Source organism: Streptomyces colwelliae (assembly GCF_048158785.1).
Taxonomy (GTDB): domain Bacteria; phylum Actinomycetota; class Actinomycetes; order Streptomycetales; family Streptomycetaceae; genus Streptomyces.
The window spans coordinates 1-22,710 of record NZ_JBLTJC010000111.1; the positions used below are offsets into that span (position 1 = coordinate 1).

Annotated in this window: 18 protein-coding genes; 7 read left to right on the forward strand and 11 right to left on the reverse strand. The window is 68.9% G+C overall.

Going from position 1 to position 22,710, the window contains the following annotated elements:
• Nucleotides 1–112 precede the first annotated feature (112 nt).
• From ACNFOC_RS23310 to ACNFOC_RS23325, 4 genes are all read right to left on the reverse strand, one after another.
• The gene (locus ACNFOC_RS23310) at nucleotides 113–1,609 is read right to left on the reverse strand and encodes an FG-GAP and VCBS repeat-containing protein (RefSeq protein ID WP_416961043.1); all 1,497 of its coding nucleotides are present in this window, start codon (nucleotides 1,607–1,609) and stop codon (nucleotides 113–115) included.
• Nucleotides 1,610–1,843: 234 nt separating this feature from the next.
• Nucleotides 1,844–2,215 carry a hypothetical protein gene (locus ACNFOC_RS23315; RefSeq protein ID WP_416961044.1) on the reverse strand — a complete coding sequence of 124 codons (372 nt, stop codon included), beginning with the start codon at nucleotides 2,213–2,215 and terminating at the stop codon, nucleotides 1,844–1,846.
• A 73-nt stretch (nucleotides 2,216–2,288) separates the two neighbouring features.
• The gene (locus ACNFOC_RS23320; protein ID WP_416961045.1) at nucleotides 2,289–2,690 is read right to left on the reverse strand and encodes a hypothetical protein; all 402 of its coding nucleotides are present in this window, start codon (nucleotides 2,688–2,690) and stop codon (nucleotides 2,289–2,291) included.
• A gap of 207 nt (nucleotides 2,691–2,897) precedes the next feature.
• Nucleotides 2,898–5,189, reverse strand: coding sequence for a (Fe-S)-binding protein (locus ACNFOC_RS23325; RefSeq protein ID WP_416961046.1), 2,292 nt, complete (start codon nucleotides 5,187–5,189; stop codon nucleotides 2,898–2,900).
• A gap of 241 nt (nucleotides 5,190–5,430) precedes the next feature.
• Here ACNFOC_RS23325 and ACNFOC_RS23330 point away from each other — a divergent pair, with 241 nt between their 5' ends.
• From ACNFOC_RS23330 to ACNFOC_RS23350, 5 genes are all read left to right on the forward strand, one after another.
• Nucleotides 5,431–6,453 carry an MraY family glycosyltransferase gene (locus ACNFOC_RS23330; RefSeq protein WP_416961047.1) on the forward strand — a complete coding sequence of 341 codons (1,023 nt, stop codon included), beginning with the start codon at nucleotides 5,431–5,433 and terminating at the stop codon, nucleotides 6,451–6,453.
• Nucleotides 6,454–6,549: 96 nt separating this feature from the next.
• Nucleotides 6,550–8,394 carry a molecular chaperone DnaK gene (gene dnaK / locus ACNFOC_RS23335; protein WP_416961048.1) on the forward strand — a complete coding sequence of 615 codons (1,845 nt, stop codon included), beginning with the start codon at nucleotides 6,550–6,552 and terminating at the stop codon, nucleotides 8,392–8,394.
• A complete protein-coding gene (gene grpE, locus ACNFOC_RS23340) occupies nucleotides 8,391–9,053 on the forward strand; it encodes a nucleotide exchange factor GrpE (RefSeq protein ID WP_019062992.1) in 663 nt (220 codons plus the stop codon). The genes dnaK and grpE overlap by 4 nt, the downstream gene beginning before the upstream one ends.
• A 42-nt stretch (nucleotides 9,054–9,095) precedes the next feature.
• Complete coding sequence (gene dnaJ, locus ACNFOC_RS23345) at nucleotides 9,096–10,286, forward strand: molecular chaperone DnaJ (RefSeq protein WP_416961049.1); 1,191 nt, start codon at nucleotides 9,096–9,098, stop codon at nucleotides 10,284–10,286.
• Nucleotides 10,287–10,291: 5 nt separating this feature from the next.
• The gene (locus ACNFOC_RS23350) at nucleotides 10,292–10,744 is read left to right on the forward strand and encodes a heat shock protein transcriptional repressor HspR (RefSeq protein WP_033284884.1); all 453 of its coding nucleotides are present in this window, start codon (nucleotides 10,292–10,294) and stop codon (nucleotides 10,742–10,744) included.
• A 66-nt stretch (nucleotides 10,745–10,810) separates the two neighbouring features.
• Here ACNFOC_RS23350 and ACNFOC_RS23355 read toward each other — a convergent pair whose 3' ends face one another.
• Both ACNFOC_RS23355 and ACNFOC_RS23360 read right to left on the reverse strand, forming a co-directional pair.
• Nucleotides 10,811–12,850: a fibronectin type III domain-containing protein gene (locus ACNFOC_RS23355; RefSeq protein WP_416961050.1), complete on the reverse strand. Its 2,040-nt coding sequence runs from the start codon at nucleotides 12,848–12,850 to the stop codon at nucleotides 10,811–10,813.
• Nucleotides 12,851–12,986: 136 nt separating this feature from the next.
• Complete coding sequence (locus tag ACNFOC_RS23360) at nucleotides 12,987–14,366, reverse strand: fibronectin type III domain-containing protein (protein ID WP_416961051.1); 1,380 nt, start codon at nucleotides 14,364–14,366, stop codon at nucleotides 12,987–12,989.
• 295 nt (nucleotides 14,367–14,661) lie between these two features.
• On the opposite strand from ACNFOC_RS23360, the gene ACNFOC_RS23365 reads away from it, so the two are divergent.
• Complete coding sequence (locus tag ACNFOC_RS23365; protein ID WP_416961052.1) at nucleotides 14,662–15,768, forward strand: substrate-binding domain-containing protein; 1,107 nt, start codon at nucleotides 14,662–14,664, stop codon at nucleotides 15,766–15,768.
• Between the two features lie 64 nt (nucleotides 15,769–15,832).
• Here ACNFOC_RS23365 and ACNFOC_RS23370 read toward each other — a convergent pair whose 3' ends face one another.
• From ACNFOC_RS23370 to ACNFOC_RS23380, 3 genes are read right to left on the reverse strand one after another with little or no spacing between them, the layout of a single operon-like run.
• Nucleotides 15,833–16,675, reverse strand: a complete 843-nt coding sequence (locus ACNFOC_RS23370) for a transglutaminase family protein (protein WP_416961053.1) — start codon at nucleotides 16,673–16,675, stop codon at nucleotides 15,833–15,835.
• Nucleotide 16,676: 1 nt separating this feature from the next.
• A complete protein-coding gene (locus ACNFOC_RS23375) occupies nucleotides 16,677–17,609 on the reverse strand; it encodes an alpha-E domain-containing protein (protein WP_033284781.1) in 933 nt (310 codons plus the stop codon).
• Nucleotides 17,606–19,153: a circularly permuted type 2 ATP-grasp protein gene (locus tag ACNFOC_RS23380; protein ID WP_416961054.1), complete on the reverse strand. Its 1,548-nt coding sequence runs from the start codon at nucleotides 19,151–19,153 to the stop codon at nucleotides 17,606–17,608. The genes ACNFOC_RS23375 and ACNFOC_RS23380 overlap by 4 nt, the downstream gene beginning before the upstream one ends.
• A gap of 262 nt (nucleotides 19,154–19,415) precedes the next feature.
• Here ACNFOC_RS23380 and ACNFOC_RS23385 point away from each other — a divergent pair, with 262 nt between their 5' ends.
• A complete protein-coding gene (locus ACNFOC_RS23385) occupies nucleotides 19,416–20,483 on the forward strand; it encodes a helix-turn-helix transcriptional regulator (protein WP_416961055.1) in 1,068 nt (355 codons plus the stop codon).
• Here ACNFOC_RS23385 and ACNFOC_RS23390 read toward each other — a convergent pair.
• Complete coding sequence (locus ACNFOC_RS23390) at nucleotides 20,446–21,429, reverse strand: helix-turn-helix transcriptional regulator (protein WP_416961056.1); 984 nt, start codon at nucleotides 21,427–21,429, stop codon at nucleotides 20,446–20,448. The two genes, ACNFOC_RS23385 and ACNFOC_RS23390, sit on opposite strands and share 38 nt — an antisense overlap.
• A complete protein-coding gene (locus tag ACNFOC_RS23395; protein ID WP_406123973.1) occupies nucleotides 21,426–22,463 on the reverse strand; it encodes a helix-turn-helix transcriptional regulator in 1,038 nt (345 codons plus the stop codon). Before ACNFOC_RS23395 ends, ACNFOC_RS23390 begins: the two co-directional genes overlap by 4 nt.
• Between the last annotated feature and the right edge of the window lie 247 nt (nucleotides 22,464–22,710).

The following is a 22,710-nucleotide window of genomic DNA, read 5'->3' on the forward strand; positions in this document are numbered from 1 at the left end:
AGCGACAGGGCCCGTGCCGACCGTGGTGGTCGGTCGGCACGGGCCCGGCGGAGAAGAAGTAGCGGAGAAGAAGTACAGGCCAGGACGGGTGCTAGTCGGCGGAAGACGGGTGCTAGTCGGCGAAAAGGGAGCCGAACTGGGCCGTGCCCGCGGTGGAGACGCCCACCGAGGTCACGGAGAGGGCGCGGGAGCCGGTCGTACCGATCTTCGTGCCGGTGGAGGGCAGGTAGGTCACCGCTCCGTCGCCGCCGTCCTCGGCCTGGCCGATGATCAGGTCCGCCTTGCCGTCGCCGTTGACGTCGTCGAGCTTGACGTCCTCGCCGAACAGGTCGTTCTTCTCGTCGGTGCCGGGGACACCCGCCGTGCTCTGCGCGAAGGACTGGAGGCCGGTGGCGGTGTTGATGCCGCTCGCGGAGCCGTACATGACGGTGACCATGCCGGCGTTGGAGACGCTGCCGAGGTCCTCCGCCGGGGTGGAGACCACGAGGTCCTGGTAGCCGTCGCCGTTGACGTCACCCAGGTCCAGGTCCCAGCCGAAGCCGTCGCCCTTCTCCGAACTGCCGGGTACGTTCCCGGTGTTCTGGGTGATGCCGGTGGTCGAGGCCGGGCCGGACGCGGAACCGTAGGTGATGCTGGCCTTGCCGCCGTTCGCGGCGTCGGGGATGGTCTGGCCGCTGCTGGTGGTCGCGTCCCAGTCGGCGCCCGTGACGATGTCGCCGTAGCCGTCGCCGTTGATGTCGCCGATGCCGGTGACGATGCCGGGCTTGAGGGTCTTGACGCCCGTGACGCTCAGGCCGGTCGCGGTGCCGGGCAGGAAGTAGTTGGTGTTCCAGCCGTTGTCGGTCTGCGTCTCGTAGCCGTCGACCACCAGGTCGGTACGGCCGTCGCCGTTCACGTCACCGGCGGTGAGCTGCTCCGGGCCGTACGGGAAGCCCGAACTGCCGGGCTGGATCGGGGGCTTGACGGTGTAACGGCCGCCGGGCTGGCCGGTGGAGCTGCTGAAACCGCCCTTGTAGACATAGAGGGTGGCGGCCGAACTGCCCACCGCCAGGTCCGCCTTGCCGTCGCCGTCGAAGTCGCCGGCCGCCAGGGACAGGCCCCAGTAGTCGTGCGAGGAGACGGCCGGGTCCGGTACGTCGCTGCTCTTGCCGGTGAGGCCGCTCGCCGAGCCCCACAGGATCGCGAGGGCGCCGCCGTCGGTGTCGGTGCCGACCTTCTCGCTCGGCGAGGCCACGGCGAGGTCGTCGTAGCCGTCGCCGTTGAAGTCGGCGTACGCCGTCGCGCCGCCGAACCAGTCGCCGGCCTCGGCGGTGCCGGGCACGGTGCCGGAGTTCTGGCTGATGACCGAGCGCTTGGCCGAGGTCACGCCGGAGGCGCTGCCGTACAGCGCGACTATCTGGCCGGCGTTGGCGTGGCCGCTGACGTAGGCGCCGGGGGCCGAGGCCACGACGTCGCCGAATCCGTCGCCGTTGAAGTCGGCCTTCGCGACCTTGAACGAGTCGGCGGCGGTGGCCGTCGTCGCCGAGAGCGTGAGCAGACCGCCGGTGAGCGCGGCCGCGGCGGCCGTCGCGAGGGCGAGGCGTAGGTGCGGGTGGTGCTTCTGGTGCATGCGGGGTTCTCCTGCGGCATGCGGGGGATGCGTGGCGGGCATCCGCGTCGATGGGGTGCGGACCGTCCGTGTTTGCCAGGAGTTGTCCTTGGCTTCACGGGTGGTTGGCGATCAGGAGACCTGTGATGGTGCGTAAAGGTTGTACGTGACTTCGGAGGTGGGCGGCCCGGCAGATGGGTGGCCAGGTAGGGGCCCCTTGCCTGAACTGTGTTGCCGGCCGGGGGGACTTGCTGCTTACGACGTGCAGACGTCCTTGAGTTGACTCGCCGCCGCGTCGATCTTGCTGGAGTCGGGGTTCGTGTCGCCGTTCAGGATGGCCTTGTTGTAGTCGGAGATCGCCTTGTTGAGGTTGTCGACCGCCTTGTCGACCTTGGTGTTGTCCGAGTCGGTGTCGATCTTGGCGATGGATTCGTTGTCGTGGATCGCCCTGAGGCTGTCGGAGATCGTGTTCCAGTTCTTCAGACAGTTCAGGGAGCTGGAGGCGTCGGAGGTGTCAGAAGGGTCGGTCGGGTCGCAGGCCGTCAGCAGTCCGGCAGTGAGGGCTATGGCTGCGGCTGTGGTGGCGAGGGCGGCCGTACGGCGGATGCGGTGGCGGTTCTTGGTCATGGAAGTCCTTCGGGGTGAGTTCTGCCTGGGGGACTGCGACTGCGACTGCGACTGCGGGGGCATCGGGGCGGGGTCAGGCCCAGGGCTCTTCCAGCCGCGCCTTGGCGGTCTGCTCGCGGCGGTTCGTTATCAGGCCGCCCGCCGCGCCCAGGGAGACCAGGCCCATCCCGGCCGCGGTCGCGATGCCCTTGACGCCGTCCATGGAGAGGTAGCAGAACGCGGCCACACCGCCGTTGAAGAGGAACAGGAACCACAGCGTCGACCGCTTCGACAGGAACGCCTTGATCTTGGGCTTCTTCGCGATGCGCGAGCCGGCCAGGAGGGAGACGGCGATTCCGGTGTAGGTGGCGGCGTTCTTCGCCGTACCGTCCAGCACCGCCCCGGAGGCCGTGCTCGCGGCGAGGCCGCCGACGAAGAACGACCACAGCAGCAGGTTGGCGACGAACGACTTCACGGTGGCGAGCAGCGACTTCACGGGATTTCCTTCGGCGGGGATCGGAGGAGAGGGGTTGTTATCTCTGGCCTCTACGATTCCGTCGCGGACTCGCCGTCACGAGGGACCGTCCTCCCGAATGCATGGTGTAGTCCGCTACACCTCGGAGGTGGGTGGGTGACGGTACGACGATGCCCCGCACCCCTTCAGCGAGGGGGCGGGGCATGGTCGTAGAAGACTGGCTGGTTGCTACTTCACCGGCTGGGGCTCCGGGGCGTTCTCCGGTTCCGAGGTGCCCGCCGGGGGCTCGTCCTCGGACGGCTTCTTGACCGAGTCGAGGAGGAGCTGGGCCACGTCGACCACCTGGATCGACTCCTTGGCCTTGCCGTCGTTCTTCTTGCCGTTGACCGAGTCGGTGAGCATGACCAGGCAGAACGGGCAGGCCGTCGACACGATGTCCGGGTTGAGGGAGAGGGCCTCGTCGACGCGCTCGTTGTTGATGCGCTTGCCGATCCTCTCCTCCATCCACATGCGGGCGCCGCCGGCGCCGCAGCAGAAGCCGCGTTCCTTGTGGCGGTGCATCTCCTCGTTGCGCAGGCCGGGCACGCTGGCGATGATCTCGCGCGGGGGTGTGTAGATCTTGTTGTGGCGGCCCAGGTAGCAGGGGTCGTGGTAGGTGATGATGCCCTCGACCGGGGTGACGGGGATCAACTTGCCGTCGTCGACGAGGTGTTGGAGCAGCTGGGTGTGGTGGATGACCTCGTAGTCGCCGCCGAGCTGCGGGTACTCGTTGCCGATCGTGTTCAGGCAGTGCGGGCACGTCGCGACGATCTTCTTCGCCGACTTCGGTTTCGCGGATTCCGCCACGACCTTGCCGTCGTCGTCCAGCTCCTCGCCGAACGCCATGTTCAGGGCCATGACGTTCTCCATGCCGAGTTCCTGGAACAGGGGCTCGTTGCCGAGCCTCCGCGCCGAGTCACCCGTGCACTTCTCGTCGCCGCCCATGATCGCGAACTTCACGCCCGCGATGTGGAGGAGTTCCGCGAAGGCCTTCGTGGTCTTCTTCGCGCGGTCCTCCAGGGCGCCTGCGCAGCCGACCCAGTACAGGTACTCGACCTCGGTGAGGTCCTCGATGTCCTGGCCGACGACCGGGACCTCGAAGTCGACCTCCTTGAGCCACTCCAGGCGCTGCTTCTTCGCCAGGCCCCAGGGGTTGCCCTTCTTCTCCAGGTTCTTCAGCATCGTGCCCGCCTCGGACGGGAACGCGCTCTCGATCATCACCTGGTAGCGGCGCATGTCGACGATGTGGTCGACGTGCTCGATGTCGACCGGGCACTGCTCCACGCAGGCGCCGCAGGTGGTGCAGGACCACAGGACGTCCGGGTCGATGACGCCGTTCTCTTCGAAGGTGCCGATCAGCGGGCGTTCCGCCTCCGCGAGGGCCGCTGCGGGGACGTCCTTCAGCTGCTCCTCGGTCGCCTTCTCCTCGCCCTCCATCGACTTGCCGCCGCCCGCCAGCAGGTACGGGGCCTTGGCGTGCGCGTGGTCGCGGAGGGACATGATCAGGAGCTTGGGGGAGAGGGGCTTGCCGGTGTTCCAGGCGGGGCACTGCGACTGGCAGCGGCCGCACTCGGTGCACGTGGAGAAGTCCAGCAGGCCCTTCCAGGAGAACTGCTCGACCTGCGATACGCCGAAGACGTCGTCGTCGCCCGGGTCGGTGAAGTCGATCGGCTGGCCGCCCGACGTCATCGGGAGCAGGGCACCGAGGGAGGTCTCACCGGTCGCGTTGCGCTTGAACCAGATGTTCGGGAACGCCAGGAAACGGTGCCAGGCGACGCCCATGTCGGTCTTCAGGGCGACCGTGATCATCCAGATGAAGGAGGTCGCGATCTTCACGCCGGCGAAGAGGTACGTGAGGTTCTGGAGCGTGGAGACGTCCAGGTGCTCCAGGCCCGAGATCACCGGGTACGAGATGAAGAAGGACGCCTCGTAGGCGTCGACGTGGTGCTGGGCGCCCTCGAGCGCGTGCAGCATGAAGATGCAGACGCCGACGATGAGGATGACGGCCTCGACGAAGTACGCCTGGCCGAAGTTGGAGCCGGCGAAGCGGGACTTGCGGCCCGGTCGGTCCGGCTTGCTCAGCTGGCGGATCACGATCAGGGCGAGGATGCCGAGGACCGTCATCGTGCCGATGAACTCGACGAAGACGTTGTACGGCGCCCATTCACCGATGACCGGCAGCAGCCAGTCGGCCTGGAAGAGCTGGCCGATGGCGTTGACGATCGTCAGCAGCAGCGAGAAGAAGCCCACCGCCACGAACCAGTGCGCGACGCCGACGACACCCCAGCGGTTCATCCGGGTGTGACCGAGGAACTCCTTGGCCACGGTGACGGTGCGCTGGACGGGCTCGTCGGTGCGGGTGCCCGCTGGCACGTTCTGGCCGAGTCGCATGAAGGTGTAGATCTGAAGGACGGCGCGGGCGAACAGCGCCACACCGACGACGATCAGTACCAGCGACACGATGATCGCGGCGAGTTGCATTTCAGGGCTCCTCGGGCCTGCGAGGGGTCATTGGCATTACCACCCAGCATATTACTAAGCGGTAACTTAATCGGTTCGACCGAGACTACCCCTATCTTGCGTCGCACTGTAGCCAGCCGTGCGGTGATCTGTGTCGCTGAGGGTTGCCTAAAAAGGCCTGCTCCAGGCTTGTTCCCAAGCTTGTTACGGTCCGATCGTGTTATTCGTACTGAATTGGTACATTTGCGTCTAATTTAGATCCGTGCTCTACGGGATTCTCGCCGCCACGACCGCCCTCCTCCTCTCCGCCCTCCTCGCGGCGCTGCTCCGGGTGCCCGCCCTGCGCGCGAGAATCCTCGACCGCAGACGGCGCGCGCGCCCGGTACCGCTGCTCGGGGGACTGGCCGTCGTGATCGCCGTCGCGTCGGTGACCTGGCTGTGCGACTGGACCGGCGTCGCACCCCTCGGTGACGGTGTCGGCGGGCTCCTCGCCGCCGGGTCCGCGGTGGCCGCGCTCGGGCTCGTCGCCGACGTCTGGCGGCTGAAGACCCGGTTCCTGGTCCTCGGTACGGCGGTGGCGGCGGCCTGTGTCGTGCCGTACGGCGAGATGGGGGTGCCCGGCGGGCTGCTGGCCGCGGCCTGGATCGTGTTCGTCGCCGGTGCCTTCAAGGGGCTCGATCACGCCGACGGGCTCGCCGGGACCGTGGGGGTGGTCACCGCCTTCGGGGTGGGGGCCTGTGCGGCGATGGAAGTGATGGACGGGCTCGCGGTGTTGCTGAGTGTGCTGGCCGCCGCGCTCACCGGGTTCCTGATGCACAACTGGCATCCCGCGCGGATCGCGCTCGGTGCGTGCGGGTCGCTGTTCACGGGGTTCGTGATCGCCTCGGCCGCCGTGGTCACGCAGGCCGGGCGCGGGTTCGCGTCCAGTGCGGGCGTCTTGTTCGCGCTCACCGCCGTCGCCAGTGCCGATGCCGTGCTGGTGCTGCTGTCGCGGCGGCTGGCCGGGCGGGCGCTGCTGCGGGGCGGGCCGGACCATCTCGCCCATCGGCTGCGGCGGTTGGGGCTCACTCCGCAGGGGGCGGTGGTGCTGCTCGCGATCGGGGGGTTCTCCGGAGTGCTCGTCGGGGTGCTCGTGCACAACGGGTGGGTGGGTGAATCCGCCGTCATGTGGGTGGCGGGCGGGGCCCTGGTCGTCGTGTTCGGACTGCTTAAAGTCTCTGTCTACGGGGGGCGGCGTGCCGTGTCCTCGCAGGTCAGGGCTCAGTTGCGTGTAAGGAACGGATAAGAGTTGAGCCTGGTCGACTCAGCTCTGTTGACCCAGCGGTGAGTGTCGTGCACACTTGAGTCCGTTCCACTCAAGTCATTGCTGGAGGAATCAACCATGGCACGTGCGGTCGGCATCGACCTGGGCACGACTAACTCCGTCGTCAGCGTTCTTGAAGGCGGCGAGCCCACCGTCATCACCAACGCAGAGGGCGCCAGGACCACGCCGTCCGTCGTCGCCTTCGCCAAGAACGGCGAGGTGCTCGTCGGAGAGGTGGCCAAGCGCCAGGCGGTCACGAACGTTGACCGGACCATCCGTTCCGTGAAGCGCCACATGGGCACGGACTGGAAGATCGAGCTCGACGGGAAGAACTTCAACCCGCAGCAGATGAGCGCCTTCATCCTGCAGAAGCTGAAGCGCGACGCCGAGGCCTACCTGGGTGAGAAGGTCACGGACGCGGTCATCACCGTCCCGGCCTACTTCAACGACTCCGAGCGCCAGGCGACGAAGGAAGCCGGCGAGATCGCCGGTCTCAACGTCCTGCGCATCGTCAACGAGCCCACCGCGGCTGCGCTGGCGTACGGCCTCGACAAGGACGACCAGACGATCCTCGTCTTCGACCTCGGTGGCGGCACCTTCGACGTGTCCCTCCTGGAGATCGGCGACGGCGTCGTCGAGGTGAAGGCCACGAACGGCGACAACCACCTCGGTGGTGACGACTGGGACCAGCGGGTCGTCGACTACCTGGTGAAGCAGTTCGCGTCCGGCCACGGCGTGGACCTGGGCAAGGACAAGATGGCCCTCCAGCGTCTGCGTGAGGCTGCCGAGAAGGCCAAGATCGAGCTGTCCAGCTCCACCGAGACCTCGATCAACCTGCCCTACATCACGGCGTCCGCCGAGGGCCCGCTGCACCTGGACGAGAAGCTCACCCGGGCTCAGTTCCAGCAGCTGACGGCCGACCTGCTGGAGCGCTGCAAGACGCCGTTCCACAACGTCATCAAGGACGCCGGCATCTCCATCAACGAGATCGACCACGTCGTCCTCGTCGGTGGCTCCACCCGTATGCCGGCCGTCGCCGAGATCGTCAAGGAGCTGACCGCCGGCCAGGACGCCAACAAGGGCGTCAACCCGGACGAGGTCGTCGCCATCGGCGCGTCCCTCCAGGCCGGTGTCCTCAAGGGTGAGGTCAAGGACGTCCTGCTCCTCGACGTGACCCCGCTGTCCCTCGGTATCGAGACCAAGGGAGGGATCATGACCAAGCTCATCGAGCGCAACACCACGATCCCGACCAAGCGGTCCGAGATCTTCACCACCGCCGAGGACAACCAGCCCTCCGTGCAGATCCAGGTCTACCAGGGCGAGCGCGAGATCGCGGCGTACAACAAGAAGCTCGGGATGTTCGAGCTGACCGGTCTGCCGCCGGCCCCGCGTGGTGTCCCGCAGATCGAGGTCTCCTTCGACATCGACGCCAACGGCATCATGCATGTCACGGCCAAGGACCTCGGCACCGGCAAGGAGCAGAAGATGACCGTCACCGGCGGCTCCTCGCTGCCGAAGGACGAGGTCGACCGCATGCGCCAGGAGGCCGAGCAGTACGCGGACGAGGACCACCGTCGCCGCGAGGCCGCCGAGTCCCGCAACCAGGGCGAGCAGCTCGTCTACCAGACGGAGAAGTTCCTCAAGGACAACGAGGACAAGGTCCCCGGCGAGGTCAAGACCGAGGTCGAGGCCGCCGTCGAGGAGCTGAAGGCCGCGCTGAAGGGCGAGGACACCGCCGAGATCCGTACGGCCACCGAGAAGGTCTCCGCCGTCTCGCAGAAGGTCGGCCAGGCCATGTACGCCGACGCCCAGGCCACCCAGGCCGCGGGCGCCGACGCCCCGGGTGCCGAGGCGCCCAAGGCGGACGACGACGTGGTGGACGCCGAGATCGTGGATGACGAGCGCAAGGACGGTGCCGCGTGACGGAGGAGACCCCGGGCTTCGACGAGAAGCCTGATGTCCCTTCCGGCGCCACCCCCGACGACGCCGAGCCGCAGGCCGCCTCCCCCTCCAGCAGTGGGGAGGGGGCGGCCCCGGCAGGGGACGCAAGTGCACAGATCGCCGGTCTGACCGCTCAGCTGGACCAGGTGCGCAAGGCGCTCGAAGAGCGCACCGCGGACCTCCAGCGGCTCCAGGCCGAGTTCCAGAACTACCGCCGCCGGGTCGAGCGCGACCGGATCGCGGTCAAGGAGGTCGCCGTGGCGAACCTCCTGACCGAGCTGATGCCCACGCTCGACAACATCAACCGCGCGCGGGAACACGGTGAACTCGTCGGCGGTTTCAAGTCGGTGGCGGAATCCCTGGAGACCGCCGCGGCGAAGATGGGACTTCAGCAGTTCGGCAAGGAGGGCGAGCCCTTCGATCCGACGATCCACGAGGCCCTCATGCACTCGTACGCGCCGGACGTCACCGAGACGACCTGCGTGGCGATCCTGCAGCCCGGGTATCGCATCGGCGAGCGCACCATCCGCCCCGCGCGGGTGGCCGTCGCCGAGCCGCAGCCCGGGGCCACGGGGACCGGCAAGGCGGAGGACGAGTCCGAGGCCGGCGACGAGAAGGACAACGGCCCTGAAGAGGGCTGACGCAGCCGGCGCATCGAGCGGACCGAAGGAGGGACGTCGAGGATGAGCACCAAGGACTTCATCGAGAAGGACTACTACAAGGTCCTCGGCGTCCCCAAGGACGCCACCGAGGCCGAGATCAAGAAGGCGTACCGGAAGCTCGCCCGCGAGTTCCACCCGGACGCCAACAAGGGCAACGCCAAGGCCGAGGAGCGCTTCAAGGAGATCTCCGAGGCCAACGACATCCTCGGTGACCCCAAGAAGCGCAAGGAGTACGACGAGGCCCGCTCCCTCTTCGGCAACGGCGGCTACCGCCCGGGGCCGGGCGGCGCGGCCGGCGGCAACTTCAACTTCGACCTGGGCGACCTCTTCGGAGGCGGCGCCCAGGGCGGCGGTGGCGCCGGGGGTGCCGGCGGCTTCGGCGGCGGGATCGGTGACGTCTTCGGCGGCCTGTTCAACCGCGGCGGCACGGGCACGACCCGTACGCAGCCCAGGCGCGGCCAGGACATCGAGTCCGAGGTCACGCTCAGCTTCACGGAGGCCATCGAAGGGGCCACGGTGCCGCTGCGGATGTCCTCGCAGCAGCCCTGCAAGGCCTGTTCGGGCACCGGCGACAAGAACGGCACACCGCGCGTGTGCCCGACCTGCGTCGGCACCGGCCAGGTCGCGCGCGGCTCCGGCGGCGGTTTCTCGCTCACGGACCCGTGCCCGGACTGCAAGGGCCGGGGCCTGATCGCCGAGCACCCGTGCATCGAGTGCAAGGGCAGCGGGCGTGCCAAGTCGTCGCGGACCATGCAGGTCCGGATCCCCGCTGGGGTCACGGACGGCCAGCGCATCCGGCTGCGCGGCAAGGGCGCACCGGGTGAACGGGGCGGTCCCGCAGGGGACTTGTACGTCATGGTGCATGTCGACGCGCACCCCGTGTTCGGCCGCAAGGAGGACAACCTCACGGTGACGGTCCCGGTGACCTTCACCGAGGCGGCACTCGGCGGCGAGGTCAGGGTGCCCACCCTGGGCGGGCCCCCGGTGACGCTGAAGCTGCCCCCGGGCACGCCCAACGGGCGGACGATGCGGGCCCGCGGCAAGGGCGCCTTCCGCAAGGACGGCACCCGGGGTGATCTCCTCGTGACCGTCGAGGTGAGTGTCCCGAAGGACGTCACGGGGAATGCTCGTGACGCACTGGAGGCGTATCGAGAGGCGACCGCGGGCGAGGACCCGCGGGCGGAGCTGTTCCAGGCCGCGAAGGGAGCATGAGAGTGATGGACGGCCGTCGACGCAACCCGTACGAGCTGACCGAGGAGACCCCGGTCTACGTCATCTCGGTGGCGGCCCAGCTCTCCGGCCTGCACCCGCAGACGCTGCGCCAGTACGACCGCCTCGGCCTGGTCTCCCCGGACCGCACGGCCGGGCGCGGCCGGCGCTACTCGGCCCGCGACATCGAACTGCTGCGCACCGTCCAGCAGTTGTCGCAGACCGAGGGCATCAACCTGGCCGGCATCAAGCGCATCATCGAGCTGGAGAACCAGGTCGTCGCGCTCCAGCAGCGCGTCGCGGAACTCCAGTCGGCGGTCGAGGGCGCGGCGGCGACGATGCAGCAGCGCGAGGCCGCGGTGCACGCGTCGTACCGGCGCGACCTGGTGCCGTACCAGGAGGTCCAGCAGACCAGCGCGCTGGTGGTGTGGCGGCCGAAGCGGCAGCAGTCCTCGGACTGACGTCCACTCACTCACGGAAGGGGCCCGGAGGTTCGACCTCCGGGCCCCTTTCGTGTGTCCGTCCGCTCAGGCCATCCGGTGGCCGCCGATGGGCACGGACTCGGTCCCGTCCGCGTACACGGCCGTCACCCTGTAGTAGACCGTGGTGCCGAACGGCGCCGCGTAGTCCGTGTACGAGGACTCGTCCGCGGCCAGGGGGGTGTCGTCGAGCCGGCCGTAGGCGGCGGTGGCCGGGTTCCAGCGGTAGACGTGGAATCCGGTGGCCGCGCCGTGCGGGTCGTCGTCCGCGTCGTAGCCCCAGTGGAGGAAGGACAGGCAGGCGGTGCCGCAGGTGGTCTCGTCGTCGATCTCCAGGTAGCTGAACGGGGAGCCGTCCTCGGGGGTGGCCTCGGTGGGTTCCGTGACGAGTTCGGTCACCTCCACCACGGGTACCTCGGCGGCGGGGGGCTCCAGGGCGTTGCCGTCCTTGTCGACGGCGACGACGGCGTAGCGGAGGTGCTCGCCGTCGGGCAGGTTCCGGTCGCGGTTCTGCGACCAGATGGTGCCGTACGGCATGTCATCGCTGATGTCGGTGTACGTCCAGGTGTTCTCGGCGTACACCCCGCGGTAGATCCGGTAGTCGGCGAAGTCCTCGGCGGTGGAGTCGTCCCAGTCCAGACGCACGCCGTCCCCGGCGGCGGTCGCCGTGAGACCCGTGACCGGCCCGGGTGCCGTGTAGTCACCGACATGGTCGATGGTGACGGAGTTCGAGACGGGGCCGACGTTGCCGTGCCGGTCCACGGCCCGGACCCAGTAGGTGTGCTTCGTGGAACGCTCGATGCCGGTGTCCACGTAGGACTCTCCGGCGTTGTCGATCCCGACGCCGTCCCGGTAGACGAGGAAGGACGAGATGTCGTCGTCCGCGTCCGCGGTCCAGGACCAGTTCAGGGTGACGCCGCGCTCCCCGTCGACGGCCGTCACGTCGTCCGGGGCGTAGACCGGGGCGACGGTGTCGATGTCCTCCGACCAGTACTCGGCCGTGCCCGAGGGCGGGGACGTGTTGCCGTGGGTGTCGACGGCGGTGACGACGTAGTAGAAGGCCTGGCCGGTCGTGGGCAGTTCGTCGGCGTAGGCGCTGTCGACGATCGGCGTCGGGCCGCTCACCAGGTTCGCGGCGGTGACGGTGCCGGGGTAGGTCGTCGACCGGTACACCCGGTAGCCGGCCAGGTCGGACTCGGGGTTCGAGTCCCAGTGCAGGCGTGCCGTGGTGACGTTGCCGATGGCCCAGTTGTCCTCCACGCCGGTGGGTGCGGCGGGCGCCGTCGTGTCGACGGTGGTGACACCCTGGTCGGCGCTGCCGGCCGACTCGCGGGCGGCCCTGTCGTAGGCGCGGACCTCGTAGTAGTAGGTGTCGCCCGTCTTCGGGAGCGTGCTGTCGGTGTACGACGTGGAGGTGGTCGTCGCCAGCGGCTTGCTCCCGAAGGAGGTGCCCTTCAGGCGCCGGTAGACCCGGTAACCGGCGAGGTCCATCTCCTTGTTCTTGGCCCAGGTGAGCCGGGCTTTGCCGGTGGCCGGGTCGTACGTCGCCGAAGCTGCCGTCGGGGCCAGCGGTTTCACCTTGTCCACGGTGGCCGAAGTGCGGGGTGTGTAGGCGAACTTGACGGTCGCCTTGCCGGTCCAGTTGGCATAGTCGACGCGGAGCGTGTGTCTGCCCTTGGGGACGGTGACGTTGACGGTCTTCTTGACCGTCGACGAGACGTTCTTCCAGAGGCTGATCTTGCGGACGCCGTCGAGGTAGACGCGGATTCCGTCTAGCCCGGAGCCGGTGAGGGCGAAGGGCCCGCCGGACCCGAAGTCCCGGGTCACCGTCCAGCGGACGCCGAAATTGTCCTTCGGGAGGCCCGACGCGGGGGCGCCGGTCCAGGTCTGGTCGATCGCGTTGTCGCAGTCGGTCTTCTTCGCCGTACCGGAGAAGGCGGTGTTCGCGAAGAACTGCCGCTTGAAGACCGGGGAGGCGCAGGTCGTGGCGGCGGAGGCCGGGGCGGTGGTGGCGGCGAGGAGTCCGCCCGCGGTGGTGAGCACGAGGGCGCCGGCTGCGGCGGCGGTCGTGCGTCTCGCTGGGTTCATTCGGTCCTTCGAGTCCTGATCGTCCAAGCGTCAATGGAAGGTAAAGGACGCTGTTGACGATCAGGACACACGAAGGACGGGCTTGGTTGTACGGGATGTGCGGTCGTGTTCGGAGACCTGCTCCGCTACTCCACCGTCACCCCTCGACGGGCGTGGTCGGCTTCGTCCTGGTGGCGAAGGTGTAGTCGTCGTTGTCGGACTCGTTGCCGTGGGTGTCGGAGGCGGTCACGGCGTAGATGTAGGTGAGGCCCGCGGTACCGGTGAGGTCGGCGAACGAGGTCTCGGTGGTGCTGCCGATCTTCTCCCAGGGCCAGGACACCGATCCGTAGTACTCGATGGACACCCGGTACACGTTGTAGGTCGTCCCCGCGGCCCCGGTCGAGGCCCAGGACAGCGACACCCCGCTGTAACTGCCGCTGCCGGCCAGGCCGATCGGTGCCTGTACGACGAGGGGGGTGACGGTGGCCGACCGGGCCGAGGTGTGTCCCGCCTTGTCGACGGCTACGACGTAGTAGTCCCTGGTGTCACCGGCCGCCAGGTACGCCGAGGTGTACGAGGCGGTGGTGAGCGGTGAGGTGCCGCTCACCAGCGTCCAGGTGCCGTCGACGTCGCGGTACACCTGGTAGCCCTTGACGTCGGTCTCGGGGCTCGGGTGCCAGGTGAGGGTGGTGACCCCGGTGAAGCCGGAGTGTCCGCCCACGACTCCGGTCACCCGGGCGGGGGCCGCGTCGACCGTCGTGACGGGCTTGTCCGCGGTGCCCGTCGATTCGTTGCCCGCCCTGTCGTAGGCGCGGACCTCGTAGTAGTAGGTGTCGCCGGTCGCGGGCGGGGTGTCCGTGTAGGTGGTGGAGGTGGTCGTCGCGAGCGGCTTGGTGCCGAAGGAGGTGCCCTTCAGGCGCCGGTAGACCCGGTACCCGGCGAGGTCCATCTCCTTGTTCTTCGACCAGGTGAGCTTGGCCTTGCCGGTCGTGGAGCTCGCGGAGACCGCGGCGCCCGTCGGGGTGAGCGGGTCGACCTTGTCGACGGTCGCCGAGGTCCGGGGCGTGTACGTGAACTTGACCTTGGCGGCGCCCGTCCAGTTGGCGTAGTCGATCCGCAGGGTGTGCTTGCCCTTGGGGATCGTCACGTTGGCCGTCTTGCTCACGGTCTTCGAGGTGTTCTTCCACAGGTCGACCTTGCGGGCGCCGTCGACGTACACGCGGATTCCGTCGAGCCCGGAGGCGGCCAGGGCGAAGGGGCCGCCGGAGCCGAAGTCCCGGGTCACGCTCCAGCGGACGCCGAAGTTGTCCTTCGGGAGGCCCGAGGCGGGGGCGCCGGTCCAGGTCTGGTCGATCGCGTTGTCGCAGTCGGTCTTCTTCGCCGTACCGGAGAGGGCGGTGTTCGCGAAGAACTGCCGTTTGTAGACGGGCGAGGCGCAACTGGTCGCCGCGGAGGCGGAACCCGTCGCACCGGCGAGCAGGCTTCCCGCGACGGAGAGCACGACGGCGACGGCCGTCGAGTGTCTGGCTGGGTTCATACGTACCCCTGTCGGATCGATCGTGTCGGCACACGGCCGCTGATGATCACGACTTGTGAAGAAGGGAGTTGGTTGTGCTTATCTTTGCCCGTTCATGAACTCCCGTTGAGTGGAGGGTCCGTAAAGAGCGTTTGGATGGGGTTCCGCAACGTCTCCACATACCAAACGGAACGTGGCGTTGCCATCTCGTTAAGTAGTTCCGCTTGACGCCGGTGGTCGCGGCCGCGTTGGCTTTTCAGTCACCTGGGTTGCAATGCTGCACCCACGTCCGCACGGCACCAGAAGTGAGCTCCCAATGCGTCGTATCGCCATATCCGTGGCCGCGTCCTCGCTGGCCCTCCCCCTGGCCGCCTGTGGCGTGCTCAACTCGTCGGGGAGCAGCACGGACGCGACTCCGGCGAAGGGCAACGACATCACGGTGGGCGTGCTCATGCCCGAGAAGACGAACACACGGTACGCGGAGTTCGACTTCCCGATCATGAAGGCGAAGATCCAGGAACTCACCGCGAACAAGGGCAAGGCCGAGTACGAGAACGCCGGTGGCGTCGCGGCCACGCAGGACAAGCAGATGCAGAAGATGATCGACGAGAAGGTCGACATCATCGTGCTCGACGCCGTCGACTCGCACGCCATCCGGACCATGGTGACGAAGGCCAAGACCGCGGGCATCCCGGTCATCGCCTACGACCGGCTGGCCGAGGGCCCGATCGACGCGTACGTCTCCTTCGACGGCGAACTGGTCGGCGAGGTGCAGGGCCGCTCCCTGGTCGAGGCGCTGGGCAGCGACGTGGACACCTCCGACAAGATCGTCATGATCAACGGCTCGCCGACCGACCCCAACGCCGCGGTGTTCAAGGGCGGGGCGCTGTCCGAGCTCCAGGGCAAGGTGACGATCGCCGAGAGCTACAACACCAAGGCCTGGGACCCGGACATCGCCCAGAAGGAGATGACCGAGGCGATCGGCAAGCTCGGCAAGAACAACATCGCCGCGGTGTACTCCGCCAACGACGCCATGGCCGGCGGCATCATCAAGGCCCTGAAGGCGTCGGGCCTCACCAAGATCCCGCCCGTCACCGGCCAGGACGCCGAACTCACCGCCGTGCAGCGGATCGTCACCGGCGAGCAGTACATGAGCGTCTACAAGCCGTACCCCGACCTCGCCGAGGCCGCCGCGAAGATCGCGGTCGCCAAGGTCCAGGGCAGGGACATCGAGTTCGACGCCCTCACCCGTGACACGGTCGACAGCCCCACGAACAAGAAGATCCCCTCGCAGCTGGTGTCCGTGGTCGCGCTGACGCAGGACAACATCAAGTCGACGGTGGTGGCGGACGGGATCTACAAGGTCTCCGACATCTGCACGGCCGACTACAAGTCGGCGTGCTCGACCATCGGCCTGAAGTAGCCGGACCGAAGCAGTCGGACCGAAGTAGCCGGGATGAAGCAACCCGCCCGCCCCACCCGGGAGTTCACGCCACCCGCGTGAACTCCACCGTCACCTCCGGCGGCCCGCCGGCCACGCCCCGGTAGATCCCCTTGTGCGGGGTCACGTCGTCGTAGTCGCGCCCCCGGCCCACCACCACATGGGACTCGTCGGGCCGGGTCCGGTTGGTGGGGTCGTAGCCGCACCAGTCGCCCGCCCAGTACTCGACCCAGGCGTGGCTCTGGCCGGCCACCGGGCGGTGCAGCTCCGCCTCGCTTTCGGGGTGGAGGTAGCCGGAGACGTAGCGCGTGGGCAGGCCCAGGCCCCGCAGCAGGGCGATGGTGACGTGGGCGATGTCCTGGCAGACGCCGGCGCCCTGTTCCCAGGCCTCGGCGGCGGAGGTGTTCACGCCGGTGACGCCGGGCAGGTAGGACACCCGGTCGGCGACCAGCGCGGAGACCGCGACCGCCGTCTCGTGCGGATCGAGCCCCACGGCCGCCTTGCGCGCCTTCTTCAGCAGCTTCGGCGGGACCGTCGTACGGACTGTCGGGCCGGTGAACTCCAACAGGCGTGAGTTCGTGGTCCGTTCGGTCACCTCCTGCCAGGTGGGGGAGGGGCCGAGCAGCTCCGGCGGGGACGTCTCGACCAGGCTCGACGCGGTGATCGTGAGGTCCGCGTGCGGGTCCATCAGGTCGAAGCCGGTGACCTGGGTGCCCCAGTAGTCCCAGTACGACCAGGTCGGCGTCGTCGGGTTGACGGTGACGCGCGCGTCCAGCGTGGTCTGGCCGGGGAGTGTCAGCGGTGTCATCCGCACCTCGTTGTGGGAGGAGACGGCCGCCTGGGCGTACGAGACGCGGGTGGTGTGGCGGATGCGAAGCCTACGGGTCATCTCAGGCTCCTTCCTGGGCCCACTCGACGGGCCCCTGGTACGGGAAGAACAACTCCGCGACCGCTTCCGCCGAGTCCATGCAGGCGTGCTGCAAGTCCTTGAGGAGGGCGGGCAGTTGCTCTTCCAAGGCGTGCGAGTCCAGGTATTCGAGGCGGGTGCGCAGTCGGCCGATGGGACGCCGGGCCGGGTCCTGGCGCTGACGGCCGAGCGCCGTGAGGCACTCCTCGGCCGTCGTCAGCGCGTGCAGCGCCGAGCGCGGGAAGTCCCGGTCCAGCAGCAGGAATTCGGCCACACGCGGGGTGTCGCCGAAACCGCCGTACACGCGCGCGTACGCCTCGTCGGCGCCGCTCGCGCTGAGCAGCGTCGGCCAGTCGGGCGCGTGCGCCGCGTCCAACACCCGTACCGACAGCAGCCGTACGGTCATGTCCACCCGTTCGAGGCTGCGGCCCAGGACGACGAAACGCCAGCTGTCGTCGCGGCTCATCGTGGAGTCCGCGAGGCCGAAGAACAACGCGGCACGTCTGCGCACGAGTTCGAGATAGGCGTAGGGGCCCGTACGGCGGGCCGCGAGGCGTTGGTCGGCGAGGGCGTGCCAGGTGGAGTTGAGGCACTCCCACATCTCCGAGGAGACGGCTTCCCGGGCGCTGCGGGCGTTCAGCCGGGCGGCGCCGAGCGCGCCCTCGATGGAGCACGTCGAGCGCGCGTCGAAGGCGAGCTGGTCCAACACCTGCTGCATGTCGACGCGTTGGCCGCCCGCGTCGACCCCGAGGATCGCGTACAGCGACCGGCAGGCCGCGTCCTCGTCGCGCCAGGGGTCCTCCAGCAGGCGGTGCAGATAGGCGTCGAGGATGCGCCCGGTGGCGTCGGCGCGCTCGACGTAACGGCCCGTCCACGTCAGGGCCTCGGCTATCCGGGAGAGGATCACGTCGTTCACTGCTGCTGCGCCCCTTCCTGTACGACCGTGGGGTTGCCGTCGGGGCCGAGCTGGCGGGGTGCCACCTCGGGCAGTCGGCCTTCCGGGGTGACGGGCTCGGGCTGTTCGGCGGGGCCCTCCGCGAGCACCCAGGTGTCCTTGGAGCCGCCGCCCTGGCTGGAGTTGACGATCAGGTTGCCCTCCTGGAGGGCGACGCGGGTGAGGCCGCCGGGCAGCACCCAGACGTCGGTGCCGTCGTTCACGGCGAACGGGCGCAGGTCGATGTGGCGCGGTGCCATGCGTTCGCCCGCGAGGGTGGGGGAGGTGGACAGGGCGACGGGGCGCTGGGCGATCCAGCCGCGCGGGTCGGCGGCGACGGCTTTGCGAGTGCGTTCGAGGGTCTTCGCGTCGGCCTTGGGGCCGATGACGATGCCCTGGCCGCCCGCTCCGTCCACCGGCTTCACGACGAGCTGGTCGATCTGGTCGAGGACCGCCTCCAACTGGCCCGGCTCGTCGGGCCGGTAGGACTCCACGTTGGGAAGAATCGGTTCCTCGGAGAGGTAGTAGCGGATGAGGTCGGGGACGTAGGTGTAGAGGAGCTTGTCGTCGGCGATTCCGTTGCCGACCGCGTTCGCGAGTGTGACGTTCCCGGCCTGGGCGGCGTTCATGATGCCGGGGCAGCCGATCACCGAGTCGGGGCGGAAGTGCAGCGGGTCGAGGAAGTCGTCGTCGAGCCGCCGGTATACGACATGGACGGGCACCTCGCCGCGCGTGGTGCGCATCCACACCCGGTTGTTGCGGCAGGTGAGGTCGTGCCCCACCACCAGCTGCACGCCCATCAGCCGGGCGAGCAGGGCGTGTTCGAAGTAGGCGGCGTTCCCCGGCCCCGGGGTGAGGACCACGACCCGGGGGTCCTGTGTCCCGGCGGGCGCGGCGGCGCGCAGCGCGGCCAGCAGCCGTCCCGCGTACCCGTCGACGGGGACCACGTGCTGCTCGGCGAAGAGGGACGGGAAGATCCGCGTCATGGCTCTGCGGTTCTCGATGACGTACGAAACCCCGCTGGGGACCCGCACGTTGTCCTCCAGCACCCGCAGGTCCCCGGCCTCGTCCCGCACGAGGTCGATGCCGGCGACGTGGATGCGTACCCCGCCCGGTGGCTCGACCCCCTGCGCGGCCCGATGGAAATGAGCCGAGTTGAGGAGCAGCCGCCACGGCACCACACCGTCCTCGAAGGCGCGGCAGTGCGAGTAGGCGTCGGAGAGATAGGCCTCCAGGGCCCGCACTCTCTGCGCCACCCCGCGCTGGATGAGATCCCACTCCAGCGCGTCGATGATTCTCGGCACCAGGTCCAGTGGCCAGGGCCGTTCCTCGCCCGCGAAGGCGTAGGTCACGCCGCGGTCGGTGAACGCGCGGGCCATCTGGTCCGCGCGGAAGCGCAGTTCACTCGGCTCGATGGGCTGGAGTGCCGCCAGTACCGGCTCGTAGGCGGTTCTGACCTCACCCGGCCGCACAAACATCTCGTCCCACGCATCGGCCAATGCGTATGCGTCAAATATGTCCGCCATGAGGGGACGTTAAGTGCGGTACGTAACACGACGATCTCTGAGTGATTTCCGGCAGCTCACGCGGAAAGTGATACGGCACGGGACTCGGTGCTACTGGCCGGACACCCCCCAGCTTGTTGCAAGGCGGGGCGCGGAGGCCGGGAGATAGCGGGCGATAGCGGCGGTTTTCGGGGCCTGTTCGAGGGGGAGCCGTGTTGCGGAGCAGGACCGGTCCGCGCATAGTTGCGCTGCAAAGAGCCGGGAACCGGGGGTGGGATGGGCGATGGCCGGGCACGGGACGGACGAGCATCCACACGGTGCTGACCGACTCTGCGACGCCGGGGACCGCGTGTACTCCCGGGCCGTACGGCGGGGCCGCGTACCGCGCACGGATGCCGAACCGGTGCCGTGCCTGCTGGAGCTGGCCCTCCTCCACCCCGACCCCGACGACATGGCCTGGCTGGTGCCGACCGCCCCGCAGGAGGTCATGACCCAGTTGCTGCGCGGGGTCTACGACGAGGTCAGCGAGAGCCACCGGCGGGTGGGTTCGGCGGTCGCCGCCTTCGAGTGGTACGCCGGTCTCGGCCGCCGTATCCAGGCGTCCGCGATGGCGTCGGCCTCGGCGTCGCTGGAGGGCGGCGCCGCGATCCGCGTCCTGGACGGGCTCTCCCGCATCCAGGCGGCGATGGACGACGCGACCGAGGCCTGCACAGGCGAGGTCCTCACCGTCCAGCCCGGCGGCATCCGCCGCGAGCCGGAACTCACGGAGGGCCTGCACCGGGCGCTGGCGCTGCGCTCGCGCGGGGTACGCATGCGCGATCTGTACACCCATGTCGCCCGCCACGGCCAAGGCCTGCTGAACTACCTGGAGTTGATGGGCGACGCGGTGGAGGCGAGGACGCTCGACGAGGTCGTCGACCGCCTGATCCTCTTCGACCGCACGGTCGCCTTCATCCCCGCCAACGCCGACCACACGATGGCCCTGGAGCTGCGCCACCCGGCGTTGATCGACTACTTCGCCACGGTCTTCGACCGCCTGTGGCGCCTCGCGATCCCGGTCGCGGCCCCCTTGCCGGAGACCGGCATCGAGGGCATCTCGAACCGCGAACAGTCCATCGCCGCCCTGCTCGCGGACGGCCACCAGGACGCGGTGATCGCGGAACGGCTCGGCATAAGCGTGCGGACGTGCCGCGCCCACATCGCCCGCCTCTCCGAGACGCTGGGCGCGGCCAGCCGTACCCAACTGGGCGTCCGCATAGCGCAGGCGGGCCTGGACGGCGCCTCGGCACACCTGCCGGAGGTCCCCGCGCAGCTCACCCCGGCGGATCGAGAATCCCCGACTGCCCTATGAGGTAGCCGAGTTGGGCCCTGCTCTCACTGCCGAGGGTGGCGGCGAGTTTGGCTATGTGGACGCGGGCGGTACGGATGTTCATGCCCAGGCGGTCGGCGATCACCGCGTCCGTGTGGCCCTCGACGAGCAGGCTCGCGATGGCGCGCTGGCGCGGGCTGACCCCGTTCAGCGAGGGGCGTTCGACCGTCTCGGGGAACATCGGGGTGGCGAGGTGCCAGAGGCGGTCGAAGACCGTGGCGCAGAAGGCGACCAGGGAGGGGTGGCGTACCTCCAGCGCGAGGGTGCGGTCCTCGTTCGCGGGCAGGAAGGCGACCGTGCGGTCGACGACGATGAGGCGGTCCGGGATCTCGTCCAGGGTGCGCGCCGCGACATCGCCGCGGAGCCGCTCGTGGCGCGCGAGGACGGACGGCGCGTGGCGCAGGGTGTGCTGGTAGAGCGTGCGGAGCCGGCCGCCGCGGTCCAGCAGGGCCTGGTCGCGGGCCAGCGCCTCGGCGTGGAACTCGGGGGCCGTATAAGAGGTGTGCGTGATGTGCGGCTGGATGGTGAGGACCTCGCCCGAGCTGGCGGCCATGGCCTGGGTGATGGCGGAGCCGATGCGGTCGAGCCCGCTGAGGACCTCGACCGTCGGGACGCGTTCCGTTCCCGGGCCGTGGCCGGCGATGCGCATCAGCGGTTCGAAGACGGCCTCCAGGCGGTCTTCGAGGCGCCGCTCGTCCGCGATGCGCTCCGCCGACCTCCGCAGCAGCCGGTGGAGCACCGAACCGGGCGCGACCGGCCGCAGCCAGCGGGGATCCTCCACGTCGGGGTGGAGCAGTCCGAGAGAGACCAGGCAGCGTGTGCTCTCCGCGTCCCCGGCCGGGACGCGCCCCTCACGCAGCGCGTGGACGTACAGGCTCTGCCCCTCCGCACACAACTCCTCCACCCCGTGTGTGTGCGCCTCGGTCACGGCCCGCTGTCCCCCTCCTGCGTCGGCTGGTCCTGCTGAAGGATGCCCGACTGAGCTATGAGGAAGCCGAGCTGGGCGCGGCTGCCGCTGCCCAGGGCGGTGGCGAGCTTGGCGATGTGGGCCCGGCAGGTCCGTACGTTCATGCCCAGCCGGCGGGCGATCGCCTCGTCGACGTGGCCCTCGACGAGGAGCTTGGCGATGGAGTGCTGGATGTCCGTGATGCCGTCGGGTGCGGTCTCGTAGGGGCTGCCCGCGCTCAGCGGGACCGCGCGGCTCCACATGAACTCGAAGACCTTGATCAGGTAGCTCACGAGACCGGGGTGCCGCAGCTCCAGGGCGACCTGCCGGTCGTCCCGGATGGGGATGAAGGCGACGGTCTCGTCGCAGATGACGAGGCGCTCGACCAGCTCGTCGATGGTGCGGTACTCCACCTTGCCGTTGGCGAACTGGTCCACGTAGGCCAGCCGCTCCGGGATGAACCGGGCGGTGTGCTGGTACAGCGTCCGGATCCGCACGCCGCGGTCGGTCAGGGTCTTGTCGCGCTCCAGGCCCTCCATGATCCGGCGTTCGGGATGGCGGACGCTCGGCTGGACCGTCAGTACCTCGTTGCGGCACTGGTCCGTGGCCAGGTCGAGGGCGCCGTTGATGCGGTCGAGACCCTCCAGCACGGTGATCGAGTGCTCCGGGGCCGAGCCCTGGGCGGTGAGCGTCATGAAGGGCTCGAAGACCTCGGCCAGCTCCATGGACGTGCGTCTGCGCTCGGAGATCTCGCGTTCGAGGGGGTTCAGCCGCAGGGACAGCGCCACCGAGGGAGGCACCGGCCGGAGCCAGTTCTCGTCGTCCGGATCGGCGTGCAGCAGGGCGAACTCCATGAGGCAGGGAGCGTCCTCCACGTCCACGCGGGCTACGCGCCCCGTGCGCAGTGCGTTGGCGTATACGCGCCTTCCTTCCTCACACAGTTCAGCGATCGTGTGGGGATGTGTCGCTTCTGTCGGATTTGTCGTCAAATCTCCACCCCCCAGGGTCCTGAACATGCAGGAACATGATGCACTCATTGTGTGGTCATGACGTGCCTGAATGAGCCATCGTCTTATCAGACGGGGGAAGAGGGGACCTTCAAGTGAGGACGAAGCCGACTATGCGTAAGAGAATGCTTCGCTCGGTGCTTGTCGCCGCCTTCTCCGCCGTTGTGGCCTTCGGAACGCTGAGTGGCCTTTCTGGTGCGAAGAGCGACACACGGGCGGGGGACACCCAGTGGTCATCGGTGCAAGCCGACGCGGC

What these genes read in the sequence shown, in the direction of transcription:
- ACNFOC_RS23360 (WP_416961051.1), bottom strand. Translation starts at nt 14,366, where the DNA reads ATGAACCCAGCCAGACACTCGACGGCCGTCGCCGTCGTGCTCTCCGTC.
- ACNFOC_RS23310 (WP_416961043.1), bottom strand. Translation starts at nt 1,609, where the DNA reads ATGCACCAGAAGCACCACCCGCACCTACGCCTCGCCCTCGCGACGGCC.
- dnaK (WP_416961048.1), top strand. Translation starts at nt 6,550, where the DNA reads ATGGCACGTGCGGTCGGCATCGACCTGGGCACGACTAACTCCGTCGTC.
- ACNFOC_RS23370 (WP_416961053.1), bottom strand. Translation starts at nt 16,675, where the DNA reads ATGACCCGTAGGCTTCGCATCCGCCACACCACCCGCGTCTCGTACGCC.
- ACNFOC_RS23395 (WP_406123973.1), bottom strand. Translation starts at nt 22,463, where the DNA reads ATGTTCAGGACCCTGGGGGGTGGAGATTTGACGACAAATCCGACAGAA.
- ACNFOC_RS23355 (WP_416961050.1), bottom strand. Translation starts at nt 12,850, where the DNA reads ATGAACCCAGCGAGACGCACGACCGCCGCCGCAGCCGGCGCCCTCGTG.
- ACNFOC_RS23380 (WP_416961054.1), bottom strand. Translation starts at nt 19,153, where the DNA reads ATGGCGGACATATTTGACGCATACGCATTGGCCGATGCGTGGGACGAG.
- ACNFOC_RS23385 (WP_416961055.1), top strand. Translation starts at nt 19,416, where the DNA reads ATGGCCGGGCACGGGACGGACGAGCATCCACACGGTGCTGACCGACTC.
- ACNFOC_RS23350 (WP_033284884.1), top strand. Translation starts at nt 10,292, where the DNA reads ATGGACGGCCGTCGACGCAACCCGTACGAGCTGACCGAGGAGACCCCG.
- ACNFOC_RS23325 (WP_416961046.1), bottom strand. Translation starts at nt 5,189, where the DNA reads ATGCAACTCGCCGCGATCATCGTGTCGCTGGTACTGATCGTCGTCGGT.
- ACNFOC_RS23315 (WP_416961044.1), bottom strand. Translation starts at nt 2,215, where the DNA reads ATGACCAAGAACCGCCACCGCATCCGCCGTACGGCCGCCCTCGCCACC.
- dnaJ (WP_416961049.1), top strand. Translation starts at nt 9,096, where the DNA reads ATGAGCACCAAGGACTTCATCGAGAAGGACTACTACAAGGTCCTCGGC.
- ACNFOC_RS23365 (WP_416961052.1), top strand. Translation starts at nt 14,662, where the DNA reads ATGCGTCGTATCGCCATATCCGTGGCCGCGTCCTCGCTGGCCCTCCCC.